The 20,760-nt window shown below is 48.9% G+C and carries 16 protein-coding genes; 11 read left to right on the top strand and 5 right to left on the bottom strand.

The window, feature by feature from the left end:
* Positions 1-114 precede the first annotated feature (114 nt).
* From NR121_RS19320 to NR121_RS19330, 3 genes are all read left to right on the top strand, one after another.
* Positions 115-657, top strand: a complete 543-nt coding sequence (locus tag NR121_RS19320) for a type 1 glutamine amidotransferase domain-containing protein (protein WP_054818554.1) — start codon at positions 115-117, stop codon at positions 655-657.
* A gap of 191 nt (positions 658-848) precedes the next feature.
* On the top strand, positions 849-2,519 hold the full coding sequence (locus NR121_RS19325; protein WP_137671064.1) for a GMC family oxidoreductase: 1,671 nt from the start codon (positions 849-851) through the stop codon (positions 2,517-2,519).
* 19 nt (positions 2,520-2,538) lie between these two features.
* Positions 2,539-3,279: a gluconate 2-dehydrogenase subunit 3 family protein gene (locus NR121_RS19330; protein ID WP_054818555.1), complete on the top strand. Its 741-nt coding sequence runs from the start codon at positions 2,539-2,541 to the stop codon at positions 3,277-3,279.
* 110 nt (positions 3,280-3,389) lie between these two features.
* Here the strand turns inward: NR121_RS19330 and NR121_RS19335 are convergent, their stop codons facing one another.
* The 5 genes from NR121_RS19335 to NR121_RS19355 form a co-directional block, all read right to left on the bottom strand.
* Positions 3,390-4,028: an ABC transporter ATP-binding protein gene (locus tag NR121_RS19335; protein ID WP_062408314.1), complete on the bottom strand. Its 639-nt coding sequence runs from the start codon at positions 4,026-4,028 to the stop codon at positions 3,390-3,392.
* Between the two features lie 17 nt (positions 4,029-4,045).
* Complete coding sequence (locus tag NR121_RS19340) at positions 4,046-5,530, bottom strand: hypothetical protein (RefSeq protein ID WP_256831800.1); 1,485 nt, start codon at positions 5,528-5,530, stop codon at positions 4,046-4,048.
* Complete coding sequence (locus NR121_RS19345; protein WP_062408316.1) at positions 5,527-6,309, bottom strand: hypothetical protein; 783 nt, start codon at positions 6,307-6,309, stop codon at positions 5,527-5,529. The genes NR121_RS19340 and NR121_RS19345 overlap by 4 nt, the downstream gene beginning before the upstream one ends.
* 36 nt (positions 6,310-6,345) lie before the next feature.
* A complete protein-coding gene (locus NR121_RS19350) occupies positions 6,346-7,269 on the bottom strand; it encodes an anti sigma factor C-terminal domain-containing protein (RefSeq protein ID WP_256831801.1) in 924 nt (307 codons plus the stop codon).
* A gap of 67 nt (positions 7,270-7,336) precedes the next feature.
* Entirely contained in the window at positions 7,337-7,837 is a 501-nt protein-coding gene (locus NR121_RS19355) for an RNA polymerase sigma factor (protein WP_062408318.1), read from the bottom strand.
* Positions 7,838-8,244: 407 nt separating this feature from the next.
* Between NR121_RS19355 and NR121_RS19360 the strand changes: the two genes are divergently transcribed.
* The 8 genes from NR121_RS19360 to NR121_RS19395 all read left to right on the top strand — a co-directional run bounded on the left by NR121_RS19360 (position 8,245) and on the right by NR121_RS19395 (position 20,755).
* Entirely contained in the window at positions 8,245-9,672 is a 1,428-nt protein-coding gene (locus tag NR121_RS19360; RefSeq protein WP_062408319.1) for a hypothetical protein, read from the top strand.
* A complete protein-coding gene (locus tag NR121_RS19365) occupies positions 9,669-10,025 on the top strand; it encodes an acetone carboxylase subunit gamma (protein ID WP_054818564.1) in 357 nt (118 codons plus the stop codon). Before NR121_RS19360 ends, NR121_RS19365 begins: the two co-directional genes overlap by 4 nt.
* Complete coding sequence (locus NR121_RS19370) at positions 10,022-12,148, top strand: hydantoinase/oxoprolinase family protein (protein ID WP_054818565.1); 2,127 nt, start codon at positions 10,022-10,024, stop codon at positions 12,146-12,148. The genes NR121_RS19365 and NR121_RS19370 overlap by 4 nt, the downstream gene beginning before the upstream one ends.
* Positions 12,149-12,181: 33 nt before the next feature.
* Positions 12,182-14,242 (top strand): hydantoinase B/oxoprolinase family protein, encoded by a 2,061-nt coding sequence (locus NR121_RS19375; RefSeq protein ID WP_137671069.1) that lies wholly within the window; start codon positions 12,182-12,184, stop codon positions 14,240-14,242.
* A 26-nt stretch (positions 14,243-14,268) separates the two neighbouring features.
* A complete protein-coding gene (locus NR121_RS25255) occupies positions 14,269-15,996 on the top strand; it encodes a helix-turn-helix domain-containing protein (RefSeq protein ID WP_054818569.1) in 1,728 nt (575 codons plus the stop codon).
* Between the two features lie 233 nt (positions 15,997-16,229).
* Positions 16,230-18,194: a hydantoinase/oxoprolinase family protein gene (locus NR121_RS19385; RefSeq protein WP_256831802.1), complete on the top strand. Its 1,965-nt coding sequence runs from the start codon at positions 16,230-16,232 to the stop codon at positions 18,192-18,194.
* Between the two features lie 3 nt (positions 18,195-18,197).
* Positions 18,198-18,569 carry an acetone carboxylase subunit gamma gene (locus tag NR121_RS19390; protein WP_054818571.1) on the top strand — a complete coding sequence of 124 codons (372 nt, stop codon included), beginning with the start codon at positions 18,198-18,200 and terminating at the stop codon, positions 18,567-18,569.
* Positions 18,566-20,755: a hydantoinase/oxoprolinase family protein gene (locus NR121_RS19395; RefSeq protein WP_256831804.1), complete on the top strand. Its 2,190-nt coding sequence runs from the start codon at positions 18,566-18,568 to the stop codon at positions 20,753-20,755. Before NR121_RS19390 ends, NR121_RS19395 begins: the two co-directional genes overlap by 4 nt.
* Positions 20,756-20,760 lie beyond the last annotated feature (5 nt).

Below are 20,760 nucleotides of genomic sequence, written 5' to 3' on the forward strand. Positions count from 1 at the left end.
AAGCCCGGCAAATACCAGAGAGCGTAATGCTCACCCGGACGGGGAACGGCAACGGCCTGCTTGGGGGCGTGCTAGATGAATTGATAATGAAAGTGAATGGAAGGAGCGAAAGCTATGAGGTTAAACGGCAGGCGCGTTGCGCTGCTGATCGAGGATGATTACCAGGAGCTGGAGGCTTGGTATCCGGTACTCCGGCTGCAAGAGGAGGGTGCGACGGTCGTCATCGTCGGATCGGGCAGGAAATCTACTTATCACAGCAAGCTCGGCTATCCAATCACAGCGGACCGGTCCGCGGATGAGGTCAAGGCGGATGAGTTCGATGCGGTGGTGATTCCCGGCGGGTTCGCCCCGGATCACATGCGGCTCTCCCGGCCGATGGTGAATCTCGTCCGCAAGGCGTACGAGTCCGGGAAGCTGACGGCGGCGATCTGCCATGGCGGATGGATGCTCGCGTCGGCGGGTGCGGTGCGCGGGCGGCGGGTGACGGGCTATCTGCCGATTCGCGACGACGTGGTCAACGCCGGGGGCGAGTGGGTAGATGCAGAGGTCGTATGCGACGGGAACGTGATTACGTCCCGAACGCCTGAGGACCTGCCGGCCTTCGCCCGGGAAATCGTCAAGTACCTGGAACGGGCGTCGGTGAGCAGCAGCTTCTAAGCTGGCACGCAGGACGGCGCACGTGGCTGCGATGAACCGATGGACGAGGACTGGTACCGCCATCCGTCCGAGGCAGTGGGCGCAGCTGTGAAACAGTTGAATGATCACCATCACCCGCGAAATCGATGGGGGCGCAGCGAGAACCATCCCTTTCGCGGGAACGAATTCGTCTGCAAAGGGGAAGATAGGATATGACGTATGTAAAGAAGCCCGAACCGGTCGACGTGTGTATCGTGGGGGCAGGTGCAACCGGCGCCACGACCGCTAAGGTTCTGGCAGAAGCAGGATTGAAAGTCGTGGTGTTGGAGAAAGGTCCCCGGATGAAGCCGGAGAACTTCTCGGGTGACGAACTTAAGTATGTTAACCGGAACTACCTTTGGCCGGATCCGAAGATCAGCCCGAGGACCGTGCGGCCGGATGAACACACGAAAGCGAAACGGTTCCAGTTTTCCCCTACGCCGCAGATGGTCGGCGGTGGTACGGTGCATTGGGCCGGATGGGTCCCGCGTCCGTTGGAATGCGACTTTAAAATGCACACTTTGCATGGCGATATTGAAGGCGCCAGCCTTGCGGATTGGCCGATCACCTATGATGATCTCGAGCCCTACCTCACCAAGGTCGAGTGGGAGTTCGGTATCTCCGGCCTTGCTGAAGCAAACAAGTATGAACCGCGCCGAAGCAAAGGATATCCTACCCCGCCGCTGCCACCGACGAGGTTTGGGAAGAAATTTTACGAGGGGAGCAAGAAGCTCGGGATCAATGCGTTCCCGATTCCACATGCCATCATCACCAAACCCCATAAGGGGAGGACTCCGACGAACTGGACGGGATTCTGGAATCAGTACGGCGACCCGGGAACCACTCGGTCGAGCACATTGACTACCTTTATCCCCGAAGCCCTGGCGACGGGACGGTGCGATCTGCGAACCGGATGCTACATTCGTGAAATCACCCTGCATAAAGACGGTCGTGCCAAAGGGGTAATCTACTTCGATTCGGAAGGGCGCGAGGTCGAACAGGAGGCCAGCATCGTGGTTTTGTGCCCTGGTGCCATAGAATCGGCACGGCTGCTGCTGCTGTCCAAGTCCAACCTGTTTCAGGACGGCTTGGCGAACAGCAGCGGACTGGTCGGAAAGAACGCCACCTTCCACGAATACGCGTTCGCGACCGGCCTCTTCGACAAAGAAGTGCACGATCCTCTTTACGGGTTTGCCGGTCACTACATCAGCGGAGGCTCGATGCAGTTCTACGAGACCGATGAGAAGAGAGGGCACATCGGCGGTTGTATCCTCGCTGCGTCGCAAGTAGGACACCCGATCAACTGGGTTTTCCCGGGCAGGCCGGAGTGGGGGATGGCCATGAAGGATGCGGACCGCGACTTCTACAACTACTCCATGAAGATCGGGATTATCCTTCAGGATCTGCCTCAAGAGTCCAACCGAGTGGACCTGGACCCCGAGGTTAAGGATGCTTGGGGCATGCCGGTTGCGCGGATTACGTACAAACCGCACTCGAACGATATTCGTATGGCAAAATGGATGATCAACAAAAACGCGGAGATCCTTGAAGCTGCAGGGGCGTCGAAAACCATCAAAGTCATTCCCGAAAACTCGTTGACCGGCAACACTTGCCACCAGCATGGTACCGCGCGGATGGGCAATGATCCCTCCAAGAGCGTGCTCAACAAGTGGTGCCAAGCCCACGATGTCGAGAACCTCTACATCCTGGACGGGAGCAGCTTCCCAACGTCCCTGGGGGTTAACCCGACGCTCACGATGATGGCTAACGCCTGGCGGTGCTCCGAGTATATCGCCGAAATCCATGCCAAAGGCCGCCAGAAACGGCAAGCCGCCGGGTTATAACATAGAGGAGGTAGGTTTCATGACAAGCAAAGCAGATTGGCCCGTCATGGGGTCTCCAGTGGATCACGAATCCAACAAGCCCTTGTTCTTCGAGCAGCATGAGTGGGAGACGATCGAAGCCGCGACTGCCCGGATCATCCCAACTGACCACGACCCCGGCGCTCGGGAGGCTGGCGTGGTCCGCTTCATCGACCATTACCTTTCGGGCATTGACTACATCTATGCAGCTGCCGACGGAAGCGGATTTCTGATGCTGGAGGGCAAAGAGGCCGATGCCTGGCGGGAGCGTATCGCCGAAATGCAGGAGAACTACCGTCAGGGGATCCGGAAACTGGACGAAATCTCCCGCGAGAAGTTCGGCGCCGCTTTCAAGGACTTGAGCGACGACCGGCAGGATGAGGTTCTGGTGGCCCTTTCAGGGAGGCCGCAGCCGCAGCCCATTTCCCTCACTACGGAAGGGGACCACAGTACCTTTCTTCAGGGCTCGTTCGACGAGGGCATGGACTTCTTCAGTGCTTTGGTGCTCCACACCCGGCAGGGATTTTATTGCGACCCGGTCTACGGGGGCAACAAGGATCATGTCAACTGGAAGGTCATCGGGTTCCCAGGCCCTAAATCCTTGGCCGACACCAACACCTGCAAGTACAGCGTCCAGGAGTACTACGTCGAAGATTACGACTGGGCCGATCTGATCCCTTACCTGAAAGAGAGGGAGAATTCAGCAAAAGGCGAAGAAGAAAAGCAAGGAGAGCAACAATGAAGCTCCCTGTTGAAACAGCCTTTCAGATGGGGTGGCACTAGAGTGGCCGTTGCGCGGGTATGGCAGCGAGCCGGGAAATGAGAAGCCACTCGGGAGAAGAGTGGCTTTCTCTATTTCAGTTGTTCTAAAGTACAATTTCTCACTCTAAACACATGCTCACAAAGAAGCTCTATATCTTCGTTATGATGGCTGGTTAAGATAATGGTTTTCCCCTCTTGATTTAAACTTTTTAGCAGATTCCTAATATTTTCTACACTATCCACGTCTAACCCGTTAAATGGTTCATCCAGAAGCAAGACATCCTGGTCTTCCATGATCGCCTGTGCAATAGCTAATTTTTGCTTCATTCCAAGGGAATAATGTTTAACCTTTTGTTTTAGAGTGTATTGAAGTCCTACCATTTCCAACGTTTCTTTGATCTTCTCATCAGATATTTTATTTTGTATAGCAGCCAGATACTTCAGGTTTTCAAACCCGGTTTTATCACCTAAGTATCCAGGCTTATCAATGATGATTCCAAAGTTCTCAGGAAACCTTTTATTTTTCCCAAGCTCTATTCCATTGACCAAAACACTTCCCTGATCGGGGAAAACAAAACCGCACATCATTTTAAAAAGCACAGATTTCCCGGAACCATTGTGGCCCACAATTCCATATATTTTTCCTTTTTCAAAAGACACGGATACATTCTCAAATAAAGATAATCCTTTGAATGATTTGCTTACATTTCTTAATTCTATTCCATTCATCACTTTCACCTTTCTTTTTATAGGGTATAGTCTTTCTTGTTTAACAGAAATAATAAAATGAAGATTTCAGCCGCAACAAAAGCTGCTAACTGAGCTGACGTTAAATAGATTGAAGAGCTTTCAAGGAGATAACCCATGCTATTTAACCCCATCGGAATGATATTGTGGATTCGAAAGCCCGGCAGCATAAAAATCGTCAGCACTAACATAGTAATAAAGCTTTTTAAGACATCTTTTGTAACAAAAGAGATGAGGATGACTAAAAGCACATAAAAAAGCAGCTGCAAAAACCCGTTAACCATAAAATGATACAGAATTTGGTATACATTCTCCGGAACGGTAAGAGAATATCCTTTTAGCATCCCTATGAACATGGTTACAGCAAGCAGTGCCAGCAATAATAGGATGATTGATTTTAATATTTTGGGGAACCAACTTAAAAACCACTTGTTCATAAAGTGATATCTTATCATGGTATAAAAACTCATTTCCGATAGATGCTGCTGCAATAACAATTGAACAAGATAAACCGCCCCTAAGAAAACGACTACGTAATAAGTAAAGGAGAGAAGGCTAAACCTTTCATTGGTCGTTCCCATAAATGTGCCTATAAAAATGTCCCAAATGGACAAACCCTCATTTGCGTATTTGCCTGTATTCAACCATATCCCCATTAAGCAGAGTAATCCATAAATGAATAATGGCGATTTTTTTATTGCATATTGTTTTATGCTGCTGTGATTTAAATCGATCTTGTTGGCAATAAAGACTAACATCAGCAGAGTTAAGGCCATGATCCCAAAAGGCGCGATTATACTATGAAAAGAAAGTACCCCGTGAAATAAACTCAAATAGTTTACAACGGAAAACCATTTCATGGAGGATGGCAAAACTTTAAAGCCAATAGTACCCCATAGGAACAGCAGTACATTCAAAATATGCAGGATGGACTGCTTCCTATATATTGTAAAAAGGATGCACAGCATAAGCTGAATCGTGATGAGTGTAAACATAAACAAAACAATTTGTAACAATGCTGCGATAAATGGTGTTGCAAAATGTAATTGCAAATGATAAAGAATGTCATTACCAGCTACATTCATTGTGCCAACATCGCTCCAATTCATTGAAAACGGCGTATTTATTGAAGTGATGAGCAAAGATCCAATGAGTATAGCCATAAAGAAAATATTAATAAAGAGCAGTTCCCATAACTTTTTAGAAATCCACTTCCTATATGAGCCCAACCGTATAAGCATCGTGTATTCAAATGTATTATTGATAAAAAGCGTAGATACGAACACAATGAGTGGGAAAAAATAATACAGGATAAAGTATGGATGACTTGCCGGTATCAATACATAATCCCAAAAGTTAGCGGAAACGTTGTATTCCTGCTCGAAAAGCGGCATCGACAGTCTGTCACTTAAGGAATATAGGATAATCGGGATAGCAGCAAACAACCATTTCCATGAAATTAGTTTCACTTGAACTTTCATCATTCATCAGCCCAAACGATCTGCTTCGTTTTTATCAGAGTTAGCAAAATAACGATGACTAGAATCAAAGCTGTAAAAGGAACAAATACTGTCCAGATCGGCTGAGGAGTTATTCCAAATGGAAAAACGGTATAAATCGGTGAAAATTTTTCTAATCCGGATATCCCGGTAACATAGTGCCCAACAAACCACCATAAAAATGGAATGGATAAAGCAACGAACTTGTTATTAATGTATATTGAAAGCAAATAACCCATCGTTACATAAAGTGCCCCATGGATGGCTACCCATAGTGAATACACTGCGCCATAAAGAAAAAAGGATTTTTCAGCTAAAAATTCAAACGTTCCGACCCGAACACGTTCGAAATATTCTGTTGTATACTGGATCATATTAAAAAGCGGGTCTACATATTGAATGAATAAAAAGGGAATAAATATCATCAGGAAAGCGACAACAAAAGCCACAATAGCACTTGCAAGTCCCTTTGCAACAACATAATCGGATAAATCAGTCCTTGGCTGTACATAGGAAAGGAAATGATCTTTCTTTTCCTTGGCATAGGAGCTCGCAAGCAGTGGAACTAACAATGCCGGAAATAATAACGAGATGGCCGAGGTCTCAAATAACCGGGAATGTACCTCTATAGGTCTAAAAAAGACGTATGCACCGTTGATTAAAGGTAAACCGACGAGAAGCGGCAAAAATATAAAAGCCAGGCTAATCATTACAACCTTAATCGATAACCTTTTTTTAAGTTCGATGGCTAATAAATGTTTCAACGTATTCACTTTCCTTTCTGCAGCCATTTTTGCTTTTCAAAATTGATCTACTGTAGCGCCCAATACGGCTGCTCTGATAAATGGTTGATCTTTAAGCGTAAGAAGGCTTTCTCTAGTCCCTGTCACTACGGCTCCAATAATTAAACCGTCTTTTTTGTTTTTTTCTATGGCGTTATAGATCCTTTGATATTCAGAAATATAATAATCCTTTTGTTCTATTGCCGTTTTGACGAATCGGATAAAATCCTCTTCGGTTTGTTTTTGTGCCGGATCATTGGCGGTTAAACCATCTCTATAACGATCAAACCCGTAACTGGTTTCCGCTCTTAACGGTTGTTGATCGTCATGAAATCCTGCCAATTCTTCTGCATCTATCGTATTAACCCAATACCAGGTCACATGAACTTCATCCGGCAATAAGCGCTCCACATCCTCCAAGGCATACGATTTATCGAAAGATAATCCGATTTCAATGTATTTGTCATTTGGAATAGCCGGAAGTACCGTCAAATCGTTAATTATCGATGTATACGGAAGAGAGGGATGATAAAACAGCAGTTCCCGTTCTCCGGTTTGTTTGTTGAAAACCCTGCTTGTACCATTGGATTCATAGATTTGTACATCTTCATGGCTGCCGAACCTTTTCGACATCGTTCCAAAAATGGAGTATTCCATATTCACGGTACCCCAGGGGATGATCCGGTCTTCCATTTTTTTAACTAACATGTATTCCATCTCACCTTTAAACAAACGTGGCTGAAATTGCGCACTTATAATATAGGTGTTCGGTCCTGAAATTTTTTTCAAATGTTCTCTGCTTGCCAGCGCATGATAGCCTTGTTCATTTAAAGTATTTCGAATGATAATGTACCCAATGAACAGGAGAATGGCCGCTGCAAAAAAAACTACCGTTGAAGTTATAGCCGTTCGAAGCAGGCTTTTTCGCTGCGCTTTCTTCACGATCGTTTGCAGTTTCTGTGTATCGAACGGTTCGTCCGCTGCGTCAGTGTGATCGTTGTAATGTTCGTTACTCATGGTAGTACCTCCCAAATCTTTTTTTAAAGTGCTGTCTGGCTCTTGCCAAATACGTCTTCACCTTTTCTTCTTTCATATCCAATAAACTTGCGATTTCCTTGTACGATAAATCCAAATCATATTTGAGCAGCAGAAGGTGCTTGTATATATCGCTCATTTGCTGCAGTACTTCATAAATCTTTTTCTTTTCTTCTTGAGCAAGCAGCATGTCCTCAATCAGTTTTTGGTTGGCCGTTAAATTTTCTTCCAATTCGATATGGCTTATTTTTTTCGTTTTCCTTCTCAGATCGTAAAATTGATTCGTCGCGACTTTAAACATCCATGAAGAAAATTTATCCGGTGGAATGGTTTCGATATAAAGGATTGCTTTGTAAAAAGAATCTTGAACGATGTCTTTTGCATCCTCCGGGTTCGCTCCGATTTTCACAAGATAATGATATATCTTGTTCATGACCATTTTGATGACTTCTTCATTGAATCCTTGAACCACCATCCTCATCCTTTCGTTATTACAACGAATCAAAGCTTAAAATGTAAACAAGGGGAGCAAAAAAATAAATTTCATGTCCTATCCAGTATTTCCAACGGGCATTTTCTTTACAACTATAAATCTATAAGAGGGAAGGATGGAGGTTAAATAAATGGGGAAGGTCTGTGGAATGTGGGAAGCGAAGACGTGACTGTCCTAAAGGTACAAATGAGTTTGTCATTACGGATTGACGTATTGTTGAGTAAGATGGTATATTAATGGAAATTAGACGAAAAATAAATTAACGTAATGAACAATATACTACTCACATCCGGGCGGGCACAATCTATATGATGGAAACCGATCGAAATGAAGGAATAATCAATGATTAATTCATTGTTAACTCGCGATTTCGGAATGAAGGAGGACGTATGAATTCTGCCCGTTCATCCTATCTAATTGAGATTTTGGATCGTGCCGTTGCGTTGATTGATGATCGTGGGTGTACGCTTTCCGTATCGGATATCGGTCGTATGGGTGCGGCGCATGGTATTCGAAGCGTACTAAATCAAGCTGCAGAGATAGACTTGATCGATACCTCTCATTTCTTACGCGGTTGTCCTGAAATTCGTCTTCAAACCAATTGTGTTAGTAAATCTGTTTATTCCCTCACAGGCCAGCCTGTCGGTCTGATCACCTCAAATTATTATAAGGAACAGGCTTTAAAACTATTTTCTTTACTTCAAATTCCTCAAGAGTTCCTTTATGTAATGCCGACGGAGGGTGTCGTTGACCAAACGGCTTCACTTCGGGACGCTGTGAACCGTTTTCTCTATCACGGCGCGGAAACGGTTGCCATTTGTATAACACCATTACTAGATCAGCAGTTTCAAGAAGAAGAATTAAAGAAAAAGTTCACCACCCTGTATCCTCCGCATATGTTAGGTTCCATTCCTATAATAATTCCTTTACATCGTGCACAGCAGCTAAGCGAATGGGATCGGCTTGAGTCTGTTGTCGTGAGCGGGTATGTTCGTGGTAACCTTTTGCAACAAGTGAAAGAAGTTAGGCAACTGCTGCGAGAGCACGGATTTACAGGTCGATTATTAACTTTTACGGGCGATCATCGTCTGGTTCCAAGCCACCAATGTTATCCTTGGGACATGCTGGCTCATGAGAGACATTGTTTTTTCACCAATATCCGTCAATGGTTGAAAGAGGAGGACGTAAGCGAGGGAATAGCTATCCATATCGATTTATACAAAATTGTAACCGCTATCATTGGCAGAGGGGGGACTTACAAGTCAAGTTCAATTACAGACTGCACGCCACTTCGCGCCTTGTTTCCTCATAACCAAAAGAAGGAGCCGGTACACGACCTTTTGGCTTCCGCCGGATTGTTGCCTGGTCAAGAGGAACAAGTTTATAGCGAAGGAAACGGACCTATTCGCTACTTATCCCAATGGATTCAAGAGCTTGCGAGCTTCGTAAAGAGAAAGATAATGGCTGAAGGAGGGCAATTATTCTCGGATACACCACTTATGGTTTCCGGCACGATCGGCGGTATGGTTGCTTGTCAACTTGCGGATTTGTTAGGGATAAGGAATCTGTCTCTGGCGCTGGGCAGGCCGTTGGTCCCTAATGCCACAAAGAATTATACTGCAAAAACGATCCGATGGAGTGCGAACAGCGGTTGGCTGTCGTCCCCGAGCATCCAGGGAACTCAGGTCGCCTTGTTAGAAGAAGTGAAAGGTCTTCATTATATAGAGGGGTTCGAGACGGAATGCTTGGTAGCTCCCGGTTGGATCTACAAGCCCGTATCAAGCAGAAGAGCTATGCTCATTCGGAGGTCGCCATGAGAATTCGAATTACGGAAAGCATAGATATTGACTTGAATTCGGAGATGTGGTGCTGTAATCGTTGCGGAATCGAGCTCATAGATGCACGAATGAATTATAAAGAGGGCTGTTTGATCCATGCGAGGGATCCGAAAGAGATTTTCCGCCCTCTTGTCGAAGGCGAAACGTACACCTTTGCCCCCGATTCCGATTGGGCTCGTCTTGTGGAATTTTATTGCCCTGGATGCGGAGTCATGTTTGAGAACGAAATGCTTCCTCCGGGGCATCCAATTACGCACGACATTGAGATCGATTTAGATAAATTAAAGCAAAAACATCAGTCAAATCCTTCCACGAAAGAGGGAGTAGGATGACCTACCGGATCTTTATCGATATCGGCGGCACTTTCGCGGATTGTGTCGTCATTCATCAGCAGGGTATTGTATCCTCTAAACGTCCAAGCGCGCATAATCGAATCGGTGAAGTGCTGGTAAAGGCGCTGCGCGAATGTGCAGACGAGCTGCGCATTGACCTTAGCGAATTATTGTCCAGTACGGAAGAGATCGGATATGCATCAACAGCCGCGTTGAATCAACTTGTAGCACGACAAGGGCCTAAAATTGGACTGTTGACCACAACCGGGGCAGAGGATGCAATCTATATCGGAATGGGAGCGCAATGGATCGATGGGGTACGTGACATCGAACGGGAATCACTGCTGCCGAAGGCGCGGAAACCGTCCCCATTAATTCCGCGTGAGCTTTCGGTCGGCATCCTGGAGAGGATGGACTCACGTGGCAACGTCATTCGGCCGTTAGACGAAGAGATGGTTCGCGAGCAGGTGAGCCGCTTAGTAGAGGAAGGGGTGCAAGGCTTTATCGTCTCTTTCTTATGGTCGTTTTTAAACCCGAGCCATGAACTGAGGGTGCGTGAAATCATTAAGGAGGAGTTCCCGGACCACTTATATGCGCTCCCTGTCGTCCTTTCAAGCGAGTCAGCTTCGGTTCGCGGAGAATACCAAAGAACGATGACCGCAGTAATTAATTTATTTTTGATGGAAAATATGCGCTTCCAAATGTACAGTGTGATCGAAGAGCTGCGTAAGCATGGCTTTCGGGGACAGATTTCCCTTGTTCAAAATAATGCAGGGCTAGCCGATGTATGGTCCACTGCTCCTGTTTCCGTATTCAAAGGCGGACCCGCGGCAGGACTGATCGGGGCAACGAATCTGATGAAAAAATATGGCGAAAACATCATTACGACCGATATGGGAGGAACGACGTTTGACGTCGGCGTCATTAGCGCTGGAGAGCCGATGACGAGCGAATTGCGCCCAGTCATCGATCGATGGCTCATTGGAGCCAATATGCTGGAAGTGACGTCGATCGGAGCAGGCAGCGGCACCATTTTCCAAGTGAACCTAGAACGAAACGGTCAGCTTGAAGCGATGCCGCAAAGCGCCGGGTCGGTGCCGGGACCCGCAGCGTACGATCTCGGAGCTAGTGATCCGACGTTGCTGGATGCGGACCTCATCCTGGGATACCTGGATCCTGATACGTTCGCCGGAGGAAAACGGAAGCTGAACCGGGATCGCGCTTATCGCTGCATTAACGAACGAATCGCTCGTCCTCTAGGCATATCTGTCATAGATGCAGCTGCTAGAATGCGGCGCATGGCGAACGATCTTATGGGACACACATTGTTAAAGGAAACATTGATGCGCGGATTCGACCCCAGAGAATTTACCGTTTTTGCATATGGCGGCGCAGGCCCAACACATTGCTGCGACTATACGAGAGTCTTGGATCCCAAACGAATTGTAACGTTTCCTTTTTCGCCTGTATTTTGTGCAATTGCCAGCTCACTATTGTCGCACAGCCTTACCTTAAGTAAATCGAAACCGTTTCTTCTTATGTATCCCGGACAGCAGTGGCCGGATCACTTTGACGCTTTCAATGTTGCCGTTAAAGAGCTTCAAGCACTGGCATATCAAAATTTGGGCACAAAATCAGTAAACAGAGGTGATTTGGAGTTCACATTAGAGCTCGATATGAAATTCGGGGGACAAGTGCATGTGAAGCGAATCGTATCTCCTCTTCTTCGGATTGAATCCGTGAAGGACGCGGATCTGATTTATGCCACATTCATTGAGTCCTACAAACGACGATTCAGTCCGTTTTCACTTAATGTCGAAGGAGGGGTCATTATCGAGGCGTTTACCTTACATGCTTCAATTCCGCGAGAAGCAGTGGAGCTGCCAACGTTTCCTCCCGCTTCTTCCGGTCCTTCTCGCGCGTTAAAGGGAAGAAGGGATGTCTTTTGGATTTATGAAAAACAGTGGATGTCGACGCCGATCTATTCCTTTGATTTGCTAAGTGCAGGTAACTTGTTAGAGGGTCCGGCTATTGCTGAAGGTGCGTATACGACCTATGTCATCCCACTGGGATACCGGTTTTCATTGGACCGCCATAAAGCCGGCATCATTGAAAAGGCATGACATGATTTTTAGCTATACATAGGGGTGAACCGGATGACTATCGTCGATCAAAGAGAGTTATTGGGATGGTTAAAGCCTGAAATTCCGTCGGATTATGAAATCAATTGCTCTGAACGAATTGACGATGTAGATTACGCGGTCTATAAGCAAAAATTGAATCTAATCTTGTCGGAAGCCATGGATATGTTCGTTCGGTGCGGGATCTCCGACTTGGCCATGGCCGGAGACGTCGGTGTTGCATTGTTCACGCCGGAGGGGGATTTGGTCGCATGTAACGTAGGAAGTTATTTGCATGTGGTAAGCTCTGTGTTTCCGATTAAATATATCATGCGAAAATTGCGCCACAGTCAAGGAATGACCGTTCGGGGAGGGGACTTCTATTTCTGCAATGATCCTTTATACGGAGCCGTACACAATGCGGATCAAATCGTTATGATGCCTATCTTTCATAATGGTACGTTGGTAGCTTGGACCGGAGCGACCGCGCATACGGGAGAAACAGGGGCGACAGAACCCGGCGGCATGCCCGTTACAGCGCGCAGCCGATTTGACGAAGGGATGAAGATGGCGCCTTTCCGAATCGGGGAGCGTTATCAATTGCGGCCGGATTTGCTTCAGATGATGGAGAATTATGTATCGCGATCCCCTCGTACCTTCATGATCGAGTTAAGGGCACGGGTAAGCGCATGTGACCGAGTGCGAATTCGGATTCAGGAGCTAGTTCAAGCTAAAGGAGCCGTTTTTTTAACCGGATTATTCCGAAAAATTTTGGTTGAAGCGGAGACCAGTGCAAGAGCTCGGATTCGAGGATGGAACGACGGAATTTATCGAGCAGTGACGTTTACCGACAGTATTGGCTTGGAAGAGGGCTTGCAGCGCGTTTCGCTCACGTTGACAAAGTTCGAAGACAGCCTCGTCTTCGACTTCAACGGCACCTCTCCCGAGCATGAAGGCTCGTATCATGCCTTTCCGCATGCTACTGCGGCGCATGCCGCCATTTATTTATTCGGCTGGCCGTTTTACGACCTCCCGAGATCGTCGGGCACGCTGGCCTCCTGCGAATTTAAATTTGCGCCTGGAACAGCGCTTTCTCCGAGTTCCGAGGCAGCTACCTCGAATTCCGTCATGATCGGCAGCGCCGTCATGTCGCTTTTGCCAAACTGTTTTAGCAAAATGATGTTCGATAGTCCCCAACGGGAATTGGTAAGCGCTGCCATGGGAAATACAGGTTCCGGCTATGTCATTTCTGGCTTGAGCCAGTGGAACGTACCTTTCTCCGATATGCTGGCGTATCCGCTCAACACGGAAGGCGGAGGCGGGAAGGCGGATTCCGATGGGGTCGACGCGATGGGTTTTCCTTGGTGCCCCTCGGGCAGAGCATCCAATGTAGAGGATGAGGAGCACGATTATCCCATTATATGCATTACGCAGAAACTGGCGCGCGATAGCTGCGGCTTTGGTCGACACAGGGGCGGATCCGGAACGCAGATGGCGGTTACGCCGCACCATGTAGAGCACTTGGCACAAATGTCCATTTCCAAAAATTCGCGCCTTCACACTACACAAGGATTGTTTGGAGGCTACCCTCCTCGGGTGATTCCGGGAATCGTTATTCGAAATACCGATTTATTCGCTCGATGGCAGAAAGGCGACCAAGAGATTTTACATGACATCCACGATCTGATCATGAACCGAAGCCTTTCAGGCGAATACATGTTTACTACGCATTATCGTCCCGTTCAACTTTTGAAACGGGGAGATATTTTCGTTGAATTTTCCTCCGGGGGACCTGGCTATGGAGATGTTTTAGAGCGAGAGGCTCACAGCGTGCTGGCCGATATCAAACAAGGTATCATTTCCGAATGGGTTGCGGATCAGGTGTATCTGGTATCGTACGACCCGCTTACCTTTGAACTGGATGACGAACGGACGACGGAGCGGCGAAAAGAAGCAAGGGCTTATCGTTGTCAAAAGGGATTGCCTTACCGCAGATTTATGCGTGATTGGGAGAAGCTTCGGCCTTCGGAGGAGTTATTGCGTTACTATGGGAATTGGCCGGATGCTTCACCGAATCGAGACATTATCCGCATGTGATTAGCCGATGGGGAGGGGAAGAAGCCGTGCTCGCCTATTCATATGATTCGTTGGGAGAACAATGGAGCCGTCAAACGCGGTTATCGGAGTTATTAAAGGATGCTGTGAAGGTCATATCCGGTATCTGCGGCAGCCCCTGCGTTGCGATTGTTTTTCGAGAACCCACGGGTAAAACGATATTTCAATTTGAAGGTCCTCTTTCGGAGCCTACTGTATCGGATCTACGTTGTTGGTTGGAGAGAGGGAGCTGGGAATATGCAGAATATGGAGCGGAAGAGGTAACTAGGGAATTTGCTTCCGGATTTCAGCTTGGCATTCGAGCGTGCGTGACCATCCCCGTCAATCGGCATGGAGATTTGAGCGGAATGATCGGGCTGTTTTATGATGCTAAGCCGCCATTACAACGGAAGATGCTTGAAGACGTATCGGCCCAATTGTACCTGGCGGCCAATCGTTGTTGGCTGTACCAACGCGAAAGGCAGATGGTTAACCTCCTGCAGGAAACCCGTAATGAAGCGGCAGAGCTTAAACGCAAATATGATCGGCTTTTCACGCTTCAAAAACAATTCGCAGATCTCAATGCAGTCGTGGATGGCTTTGATCCCATTGTCGGAAAGCTTGGCGAGCTTTTGAAAGAGCCGATCCTTCTATTGGATAAAGATCTGCGATTATTGGCGTCGTACACGCCACCCGTGCCTTTAGAGACGGCTTGGATCCGGTCTTTGGAGGAGCGTCGATTGGACCCGGCTTTCGCCGATCGTCCCTCTTTTCAGCATGCAATTCGGCGGGTACAGTCGGGAGATATGATCCCCGTTACGTTGGAAAGCTCATCCAACGGCGCGAGGGAGCTTTATTGGTTAGCTGCTTTGCAGAGCGGATCGAGTGTATGGTGTTATCTGTTGTGGAGGGGTGTGCTTCCACCTTTACCTAAAGAGACTGCCCATACGATTCAAATGGCGGGAGTAGCTCTGACACTTTCCTATTTCTACCAATTCGAACAAACGCTGCAGCAACGGCCGTCCTTCCTGGAAGCCTTTCTCGCGGGACAGTACTCCAGTACGGAATCGGCCTTGGAGCAGGCACGGCTGCAGGGCTGCGACATCCAAAAGATGAACAAAATCATCATCATTGAACCGGAGAAGACAGACAGAAGCATGAGTGAACTGAGATCGCTGATCGAGAGTGCTGTAGGCGGAATGAACTGTGCCTTTTATTCGGGAGTATATGCCGAGACGATTGTCATTCTTCTTGATTTCGATGCGGATGAGAAGGCTGTATCCAAGGCGATTTACGATCGTTTGCGGGCCAACGACATTCCGATCTTGCTGGGTGTAAGCCGTTCATTTCGGGATATGGAGGATCTACGAAGCGCTTTCGACGAAGTTCGTCGAAGCTTGGCACTCTCACGGAAGTGGGGAAAGCACAATACGGTCGTTTATTACGAGAGCCTAGGCGTATACCGGTTACTGTTGAACACGGATCGAGCAGCATTAGAGGATACCATTCATAAAGCGATGGGGCCGCTCTTGCGCGTTGAAAAGAAACAATCCGACGAATTGCTGTCCACATTAATGCATTATCTTCGCACCGGCGGAAGCATTCAACAGGCGGCGGAGCTTTGTTTCGTTCATATCAATACAGTGAAATACAGGCTAAAACGAATTTCGCAAATGCTGGATGCTGACTTAAGCCACCCTGACGAACGCTTCAAGCTGGATTTCGCACTGCGTGCGATGGAGATATTGGAATTATAGGCGGAATTTACACGACGAGGCTTATGCTAGTGACTGACGAAGACTGCTTGGTGAAATAAGACTGATGTCTCAAACAACCCTTCCCGGTAAGATGTCGGAAAGGGTTGTTTTTGTTTCAAAGAAGTTTATACCTTGGAGACAGCGGTAATTGTACTTCAAGATATCTATGAAGAAATCGCGCCGAAAGATAGAATGTAAGCGTATTCAAATACAACGCCTTTGGGAGGTGCAGTATGCGTTATACAGTCGATATCGACATCGGCGGAACGTTGACAGATGGTCTGTTCAGCGACGGCCGGCAGGTTATCGCAACGAAAGTGGATACAACTCCACATGATTTTACCGTTTGTTTTTTTGAATGCATTCGAGAGGGAGCCAATCGTCTTGGTTACGAGAGCCTGACGGATTTTTTTGCCGATGTAAAGGTTATTCGTTGGTCAAGTACGATCGCAACGAATGTACTTGCGGAGGGAAAAGGGCCGAAGCTTGGTCTCCTCATCAGCGAAGGTCATGGAACGGATCTGTACGGTAATGGAGTAAGTCCGGCGATAAATAGAGTGCTGTCACCTGAGAACATCACACAGATCAGCGAGCCGATTTCGGAGGAAGAAGTTCTTCGCAAAGTAAGAGCGCTTCTCGAGCAAGGCGTTCGGCGCATTTGCGTCAGCTTGAAGGGCGCCTTCGAGGACCCGTCTATAGAGCAGCGTATTAAGAAGCTCGTGGATGAGCAGTTCCCTGACCACTATTTGGGTGCTGTCCCCGTCTTGTTAGGAAGCGATATTTTGCACCACCCGGACAGCCAGACAAGAACCCATCTGTCTCTCATCAATTCGTATGTGCATACTCCGCTCGCAGTAGCTTTGTTTAAAGCGGAGGACGAACTTCTTCTTCAGCACAAATATCGCAAGCCGGTTTATATCGGTCACGTGAATGGCGGGGTAGCGCGAGTAGCAAAGACGAAGGGAGTGGATACAACCGAATCCGGTCCGGTATTCGGACTTCACGCAGCGTCGTATTTTGCCAAGCGATACGGCTTGGATAAAGTGTTGTCTGTTGATGTAGGCGGTACGACGGCCAAGATCGGACTGATCCTTAACGGGGAAGTCATCACCGTCCCGAATGGTGATTTGTTCGGTATTCCACTGAAAACGCCGTGGATCTTGCTTCGTTCCATCGCGCTTGGCGGAGGTTCCATTGCCCGTGTAAAGAACGGCAGGGTAACTCTCGGTCCAGAGTCAATGGGCGCTTACCCCGGACCTGCGTGCTATAACCTTGGCGGCGAATCCGCAACGCTTACCGATGCGTTTCTTGTCTCCGGTGCGATGAATCCGGACCGTTTCTTAGGCGGACGCCGGCGGCTTCAGTTGGAGCAAGCGCGCAGAACGATTCAAGAGCAGGTGGCCGGTCCGCTCAATATCAGTATTGAAGCAGCGGCTCAGGCCATTATCGAGAGAGCGATGGAGATGGTGACCGACTGCTGCAACGAAACGCTCAAGGAATACGGCTATACAACGGAAGGTTTCAGCTTGTTCTCATTCGGCGGTAACGGCTCCAACTTCGCCTCCGGCGTGGCCGACAAGCTGAACCTGAAGAACGCTTACGTATTCGGTCTCGGTCCCGTACTTTCCGCTTTTGGCTCCTCTGTATCCGACATCTGTCACATTCACGAGGAATGGCCGTATCAGCCGCTGAACAAAGCTTCGGTTCAAGAGGTGTATAAGCTCGTTGCACTCGGCCAAGAACGCGTGCTCCGCGATTTGGAAGGCGAGGGCTTGTCTGCCGCCGACGTGGAATTGAGCGTAGAATTCATCATTGCAAAGAACAATGACGAATCGGAGGTCATTCAGCTCCCCATCGAGAAAGCGTTAAACGGAGGGTTCCAAGAAATCGCTGAAAGCCGTTCGGGCTCGACGCTCGAACGTGTCTCGGTCAAAGGGTTGTCCCCGGTATCGAAGTTTGAGTTGCCGCACGTGGATATAAGCTCGCAGCGAGCGAAAACGGACCAGCGCCGTACCATGCTGTGGCCGAAGCAGGCCGATCATGCGCCGATTTACGATTGGGAGCAGCTGCAGAGGGGAAGTTCGTTCACAGGTCCGGCTTGTTTAGAGTCCGAAACCGTTTCTTGCATGGTCATCCCGGGCTGGGATGTCCAGATTGACGGATACGGCAACGCCGTGTTCACCAAAGGAGGCGCGTAAGTCATGAAGCGATTGATCATTACCGAATACTTGGATATCGATCTCGAATCAGAGATGTGGCACTGCAATCGATGCGAGCACGCTCTGATCTCTGCCCGCAAAAATTACAAGGAAGGTCTGCTGGTGTATAACCGTGATCCAAGGGAGGTTCACAAGGAGGTTATCGAGGGAGAGTATACGTTCTCTCCGGATCCGAACTGGATGCGCATATTGGAGTTTTATTGTCCGGGCTGCGGTACACAGGTTGAGACGGAATATTTACCTCCGGGGCACCCGATCACCCACGATATCGAGATCGATATCGACAGCTTGAAGCAGCGTCTTCAGAAAGGTGAATTGGAAATCCACGATAAAAGGCTGGTGAGCAGGATATGACGAAACCAAACGCAGCTCGCAATACGATTGACGTAGACGTAGGCGGTACGTTTACCGATATGGTCATGACCTATGACGGTACGCAAATTTTCCGCAAAGTGCCGACGACTCCCTATGATCTATCGGTTTGCTTTATTCAGGCGATTGAAGAAGGGGCGAAGCACTTTGATAAGACAGCAGATCAAATTCTCCCGAATTTCGATATCGTTCGGTATTCGACGACCGTTGCCATGAATCGTCTCATTGAGCGAAAGGGTCCGCGTCTTGGTTTAATTACGACCGAAGGTCATGAGGATGCGGTTCACATCGGACGCGGCGCACAGTGGATCGACGGCACGCGCCTAGCGGAAAGGCGTAACCTGCCGATTCAACAGAAGCCGCAGCCGATCGTCGATCGTGAGATGATCGTCGGGGTGAAGGAGCGGATCGATGCAAAGGGCAAGGTCATCCGACCGCTGGATGAAGACGACGTCCGCCGCAAGGTTCGGACGCTCGTCGATCGGGGGGCCCGTGCCTTCGTCGTATCGCTGCTGTGGTCGTTTGTCAACCCGTCGCACGAGAAGCGGATCAAGGAAATCATTCGGGAGGAGTACCGAGAGTACCACGTTGGTTACTTACCGGTCATTTTGTCACACGGGGTCGTGAGCCGATTAGGCGAATATGAGCGAACAAATACCGCGATACTCGACGCCTACCTGCAGCGTTCCATGCAGATCGAGCTGTCCGGTACTTGGGATAAATTGCGCGAGAAAGGGTACCGCGGGCCGTTCATGATGGTGCATAATACCGGCGGCTGCGCGGACGTCTTCAAGACGACGGCGAGCAAGACATACAACGGCGGTCCGGTATCCGGCCTTGTTGGGGCGCAGTTCGTTGCGGACAAAATTGGGATCAAAAACGCGGTCACGGCCGATGTTGGCGGCACAAGCTTCGACATCGGACTCGTTATGGAATCCAGCGTTCGAAACTATGAGTTTAATCCGGTCGTCGATCGCTGGATGGTGAGCGCGAACATGCTGCAGTCGATTTCGATCGGCGCAGGCGGCGGTTCGATCGCATGGATCAATCAGCAGCTGGGCAACCGTCTGGAAGTGGGACCGCAGTCTGCAGGTTCATACCCTGGACCTGTTTGCTATAACCTCGGGGGCACCGAACCAACGGTGACCGATGCGGATCTGGTGCTCGGCTACCTGAATCCGGATTATTATTTCGGCGGCCGAATGAAGCTGAATAAGGCAACTGCGGAACGTGCGATTCGCAAGAAGATAGCGGAACCGCTAGGTCTTTCCGTCATGGAAGCCGCTTCCTTAATCCGGAGGCTCGTTGACGAGAAGATGGCTTCCGCCATCCGCAAAGAGGTGGTACTGCGGGGCTATCGCCCGGACGACTTCGCGATCTTTGCGATGGGAGGCGGCGGCGCAACGCATGCGGCGGGATATAAGGATGAGATTCCGAAGGTCGTCATTTTCCCATACTCGCCTGTATTCTGCGCATTCGGTTCATCGATCATGGACACGATGCACGTGTATGAGACGTCGAGAAAGATGCCGTTCATCGCTCCGATGACGGAGCAGCCGGCGCTTGACTTTGAAGAATTCAATACGACGGTGAACTCTTTGCTCGAGCAGGCGAAGAAGGAGCTTGACGCGGAAGGGCTCGATACGAACAAGGCTGTCTTCACGCTGGAGCTGGATATGCTCTACGGCGGACAAATCAACTCAAAGCGTACCTCGACGCCAGGTCTCCATATTACGAATGACGAGGATCTCTGGAGGTTTTATAAGCAGTTTGAAAAAGAATTCAGCGAAGCGTTCAGTCCGCATGTCATCAACCTGTCGGGCGGCGTATACATCGAATCGTTCGTATTGAAGGCAGCCGTACCGTCCCAGCCGTTCCATCTTCCGGTACTTCCTCCGGCAACGGTGGGCAAGGAGATCGCGTTGAAAGAGCATCGGTCGATGTACTGGCCGGAGCTGACGGATCATGCGGAATCGCCGGTGTACGATCAGATGAAGCTGCAGCCGGGTCACATCGTGAACGGACCGGCCGTTATTGAGTCCGAATATACGACTGTCGTCGTTCCGCCGGGGCTTAAGTACAGCGTTGACCCCTACGGACTTGGCATCATGGAACGGGATGAAGAACGTGTGCCGGCCCTCTCAGGTACGGCAGCGAATCAAGGATAAGGAGG

Origin of the sequence: Paenibacillus sp. Pae15 (assembly GCF_024519685.1) — a bacterium.
GTDB lineage: Bacteria > Bacillota > Bacilli > Paenibacillales > NBRC-103111 > Paenibacillus_G > Paenibacillus_G naphthalenovorans.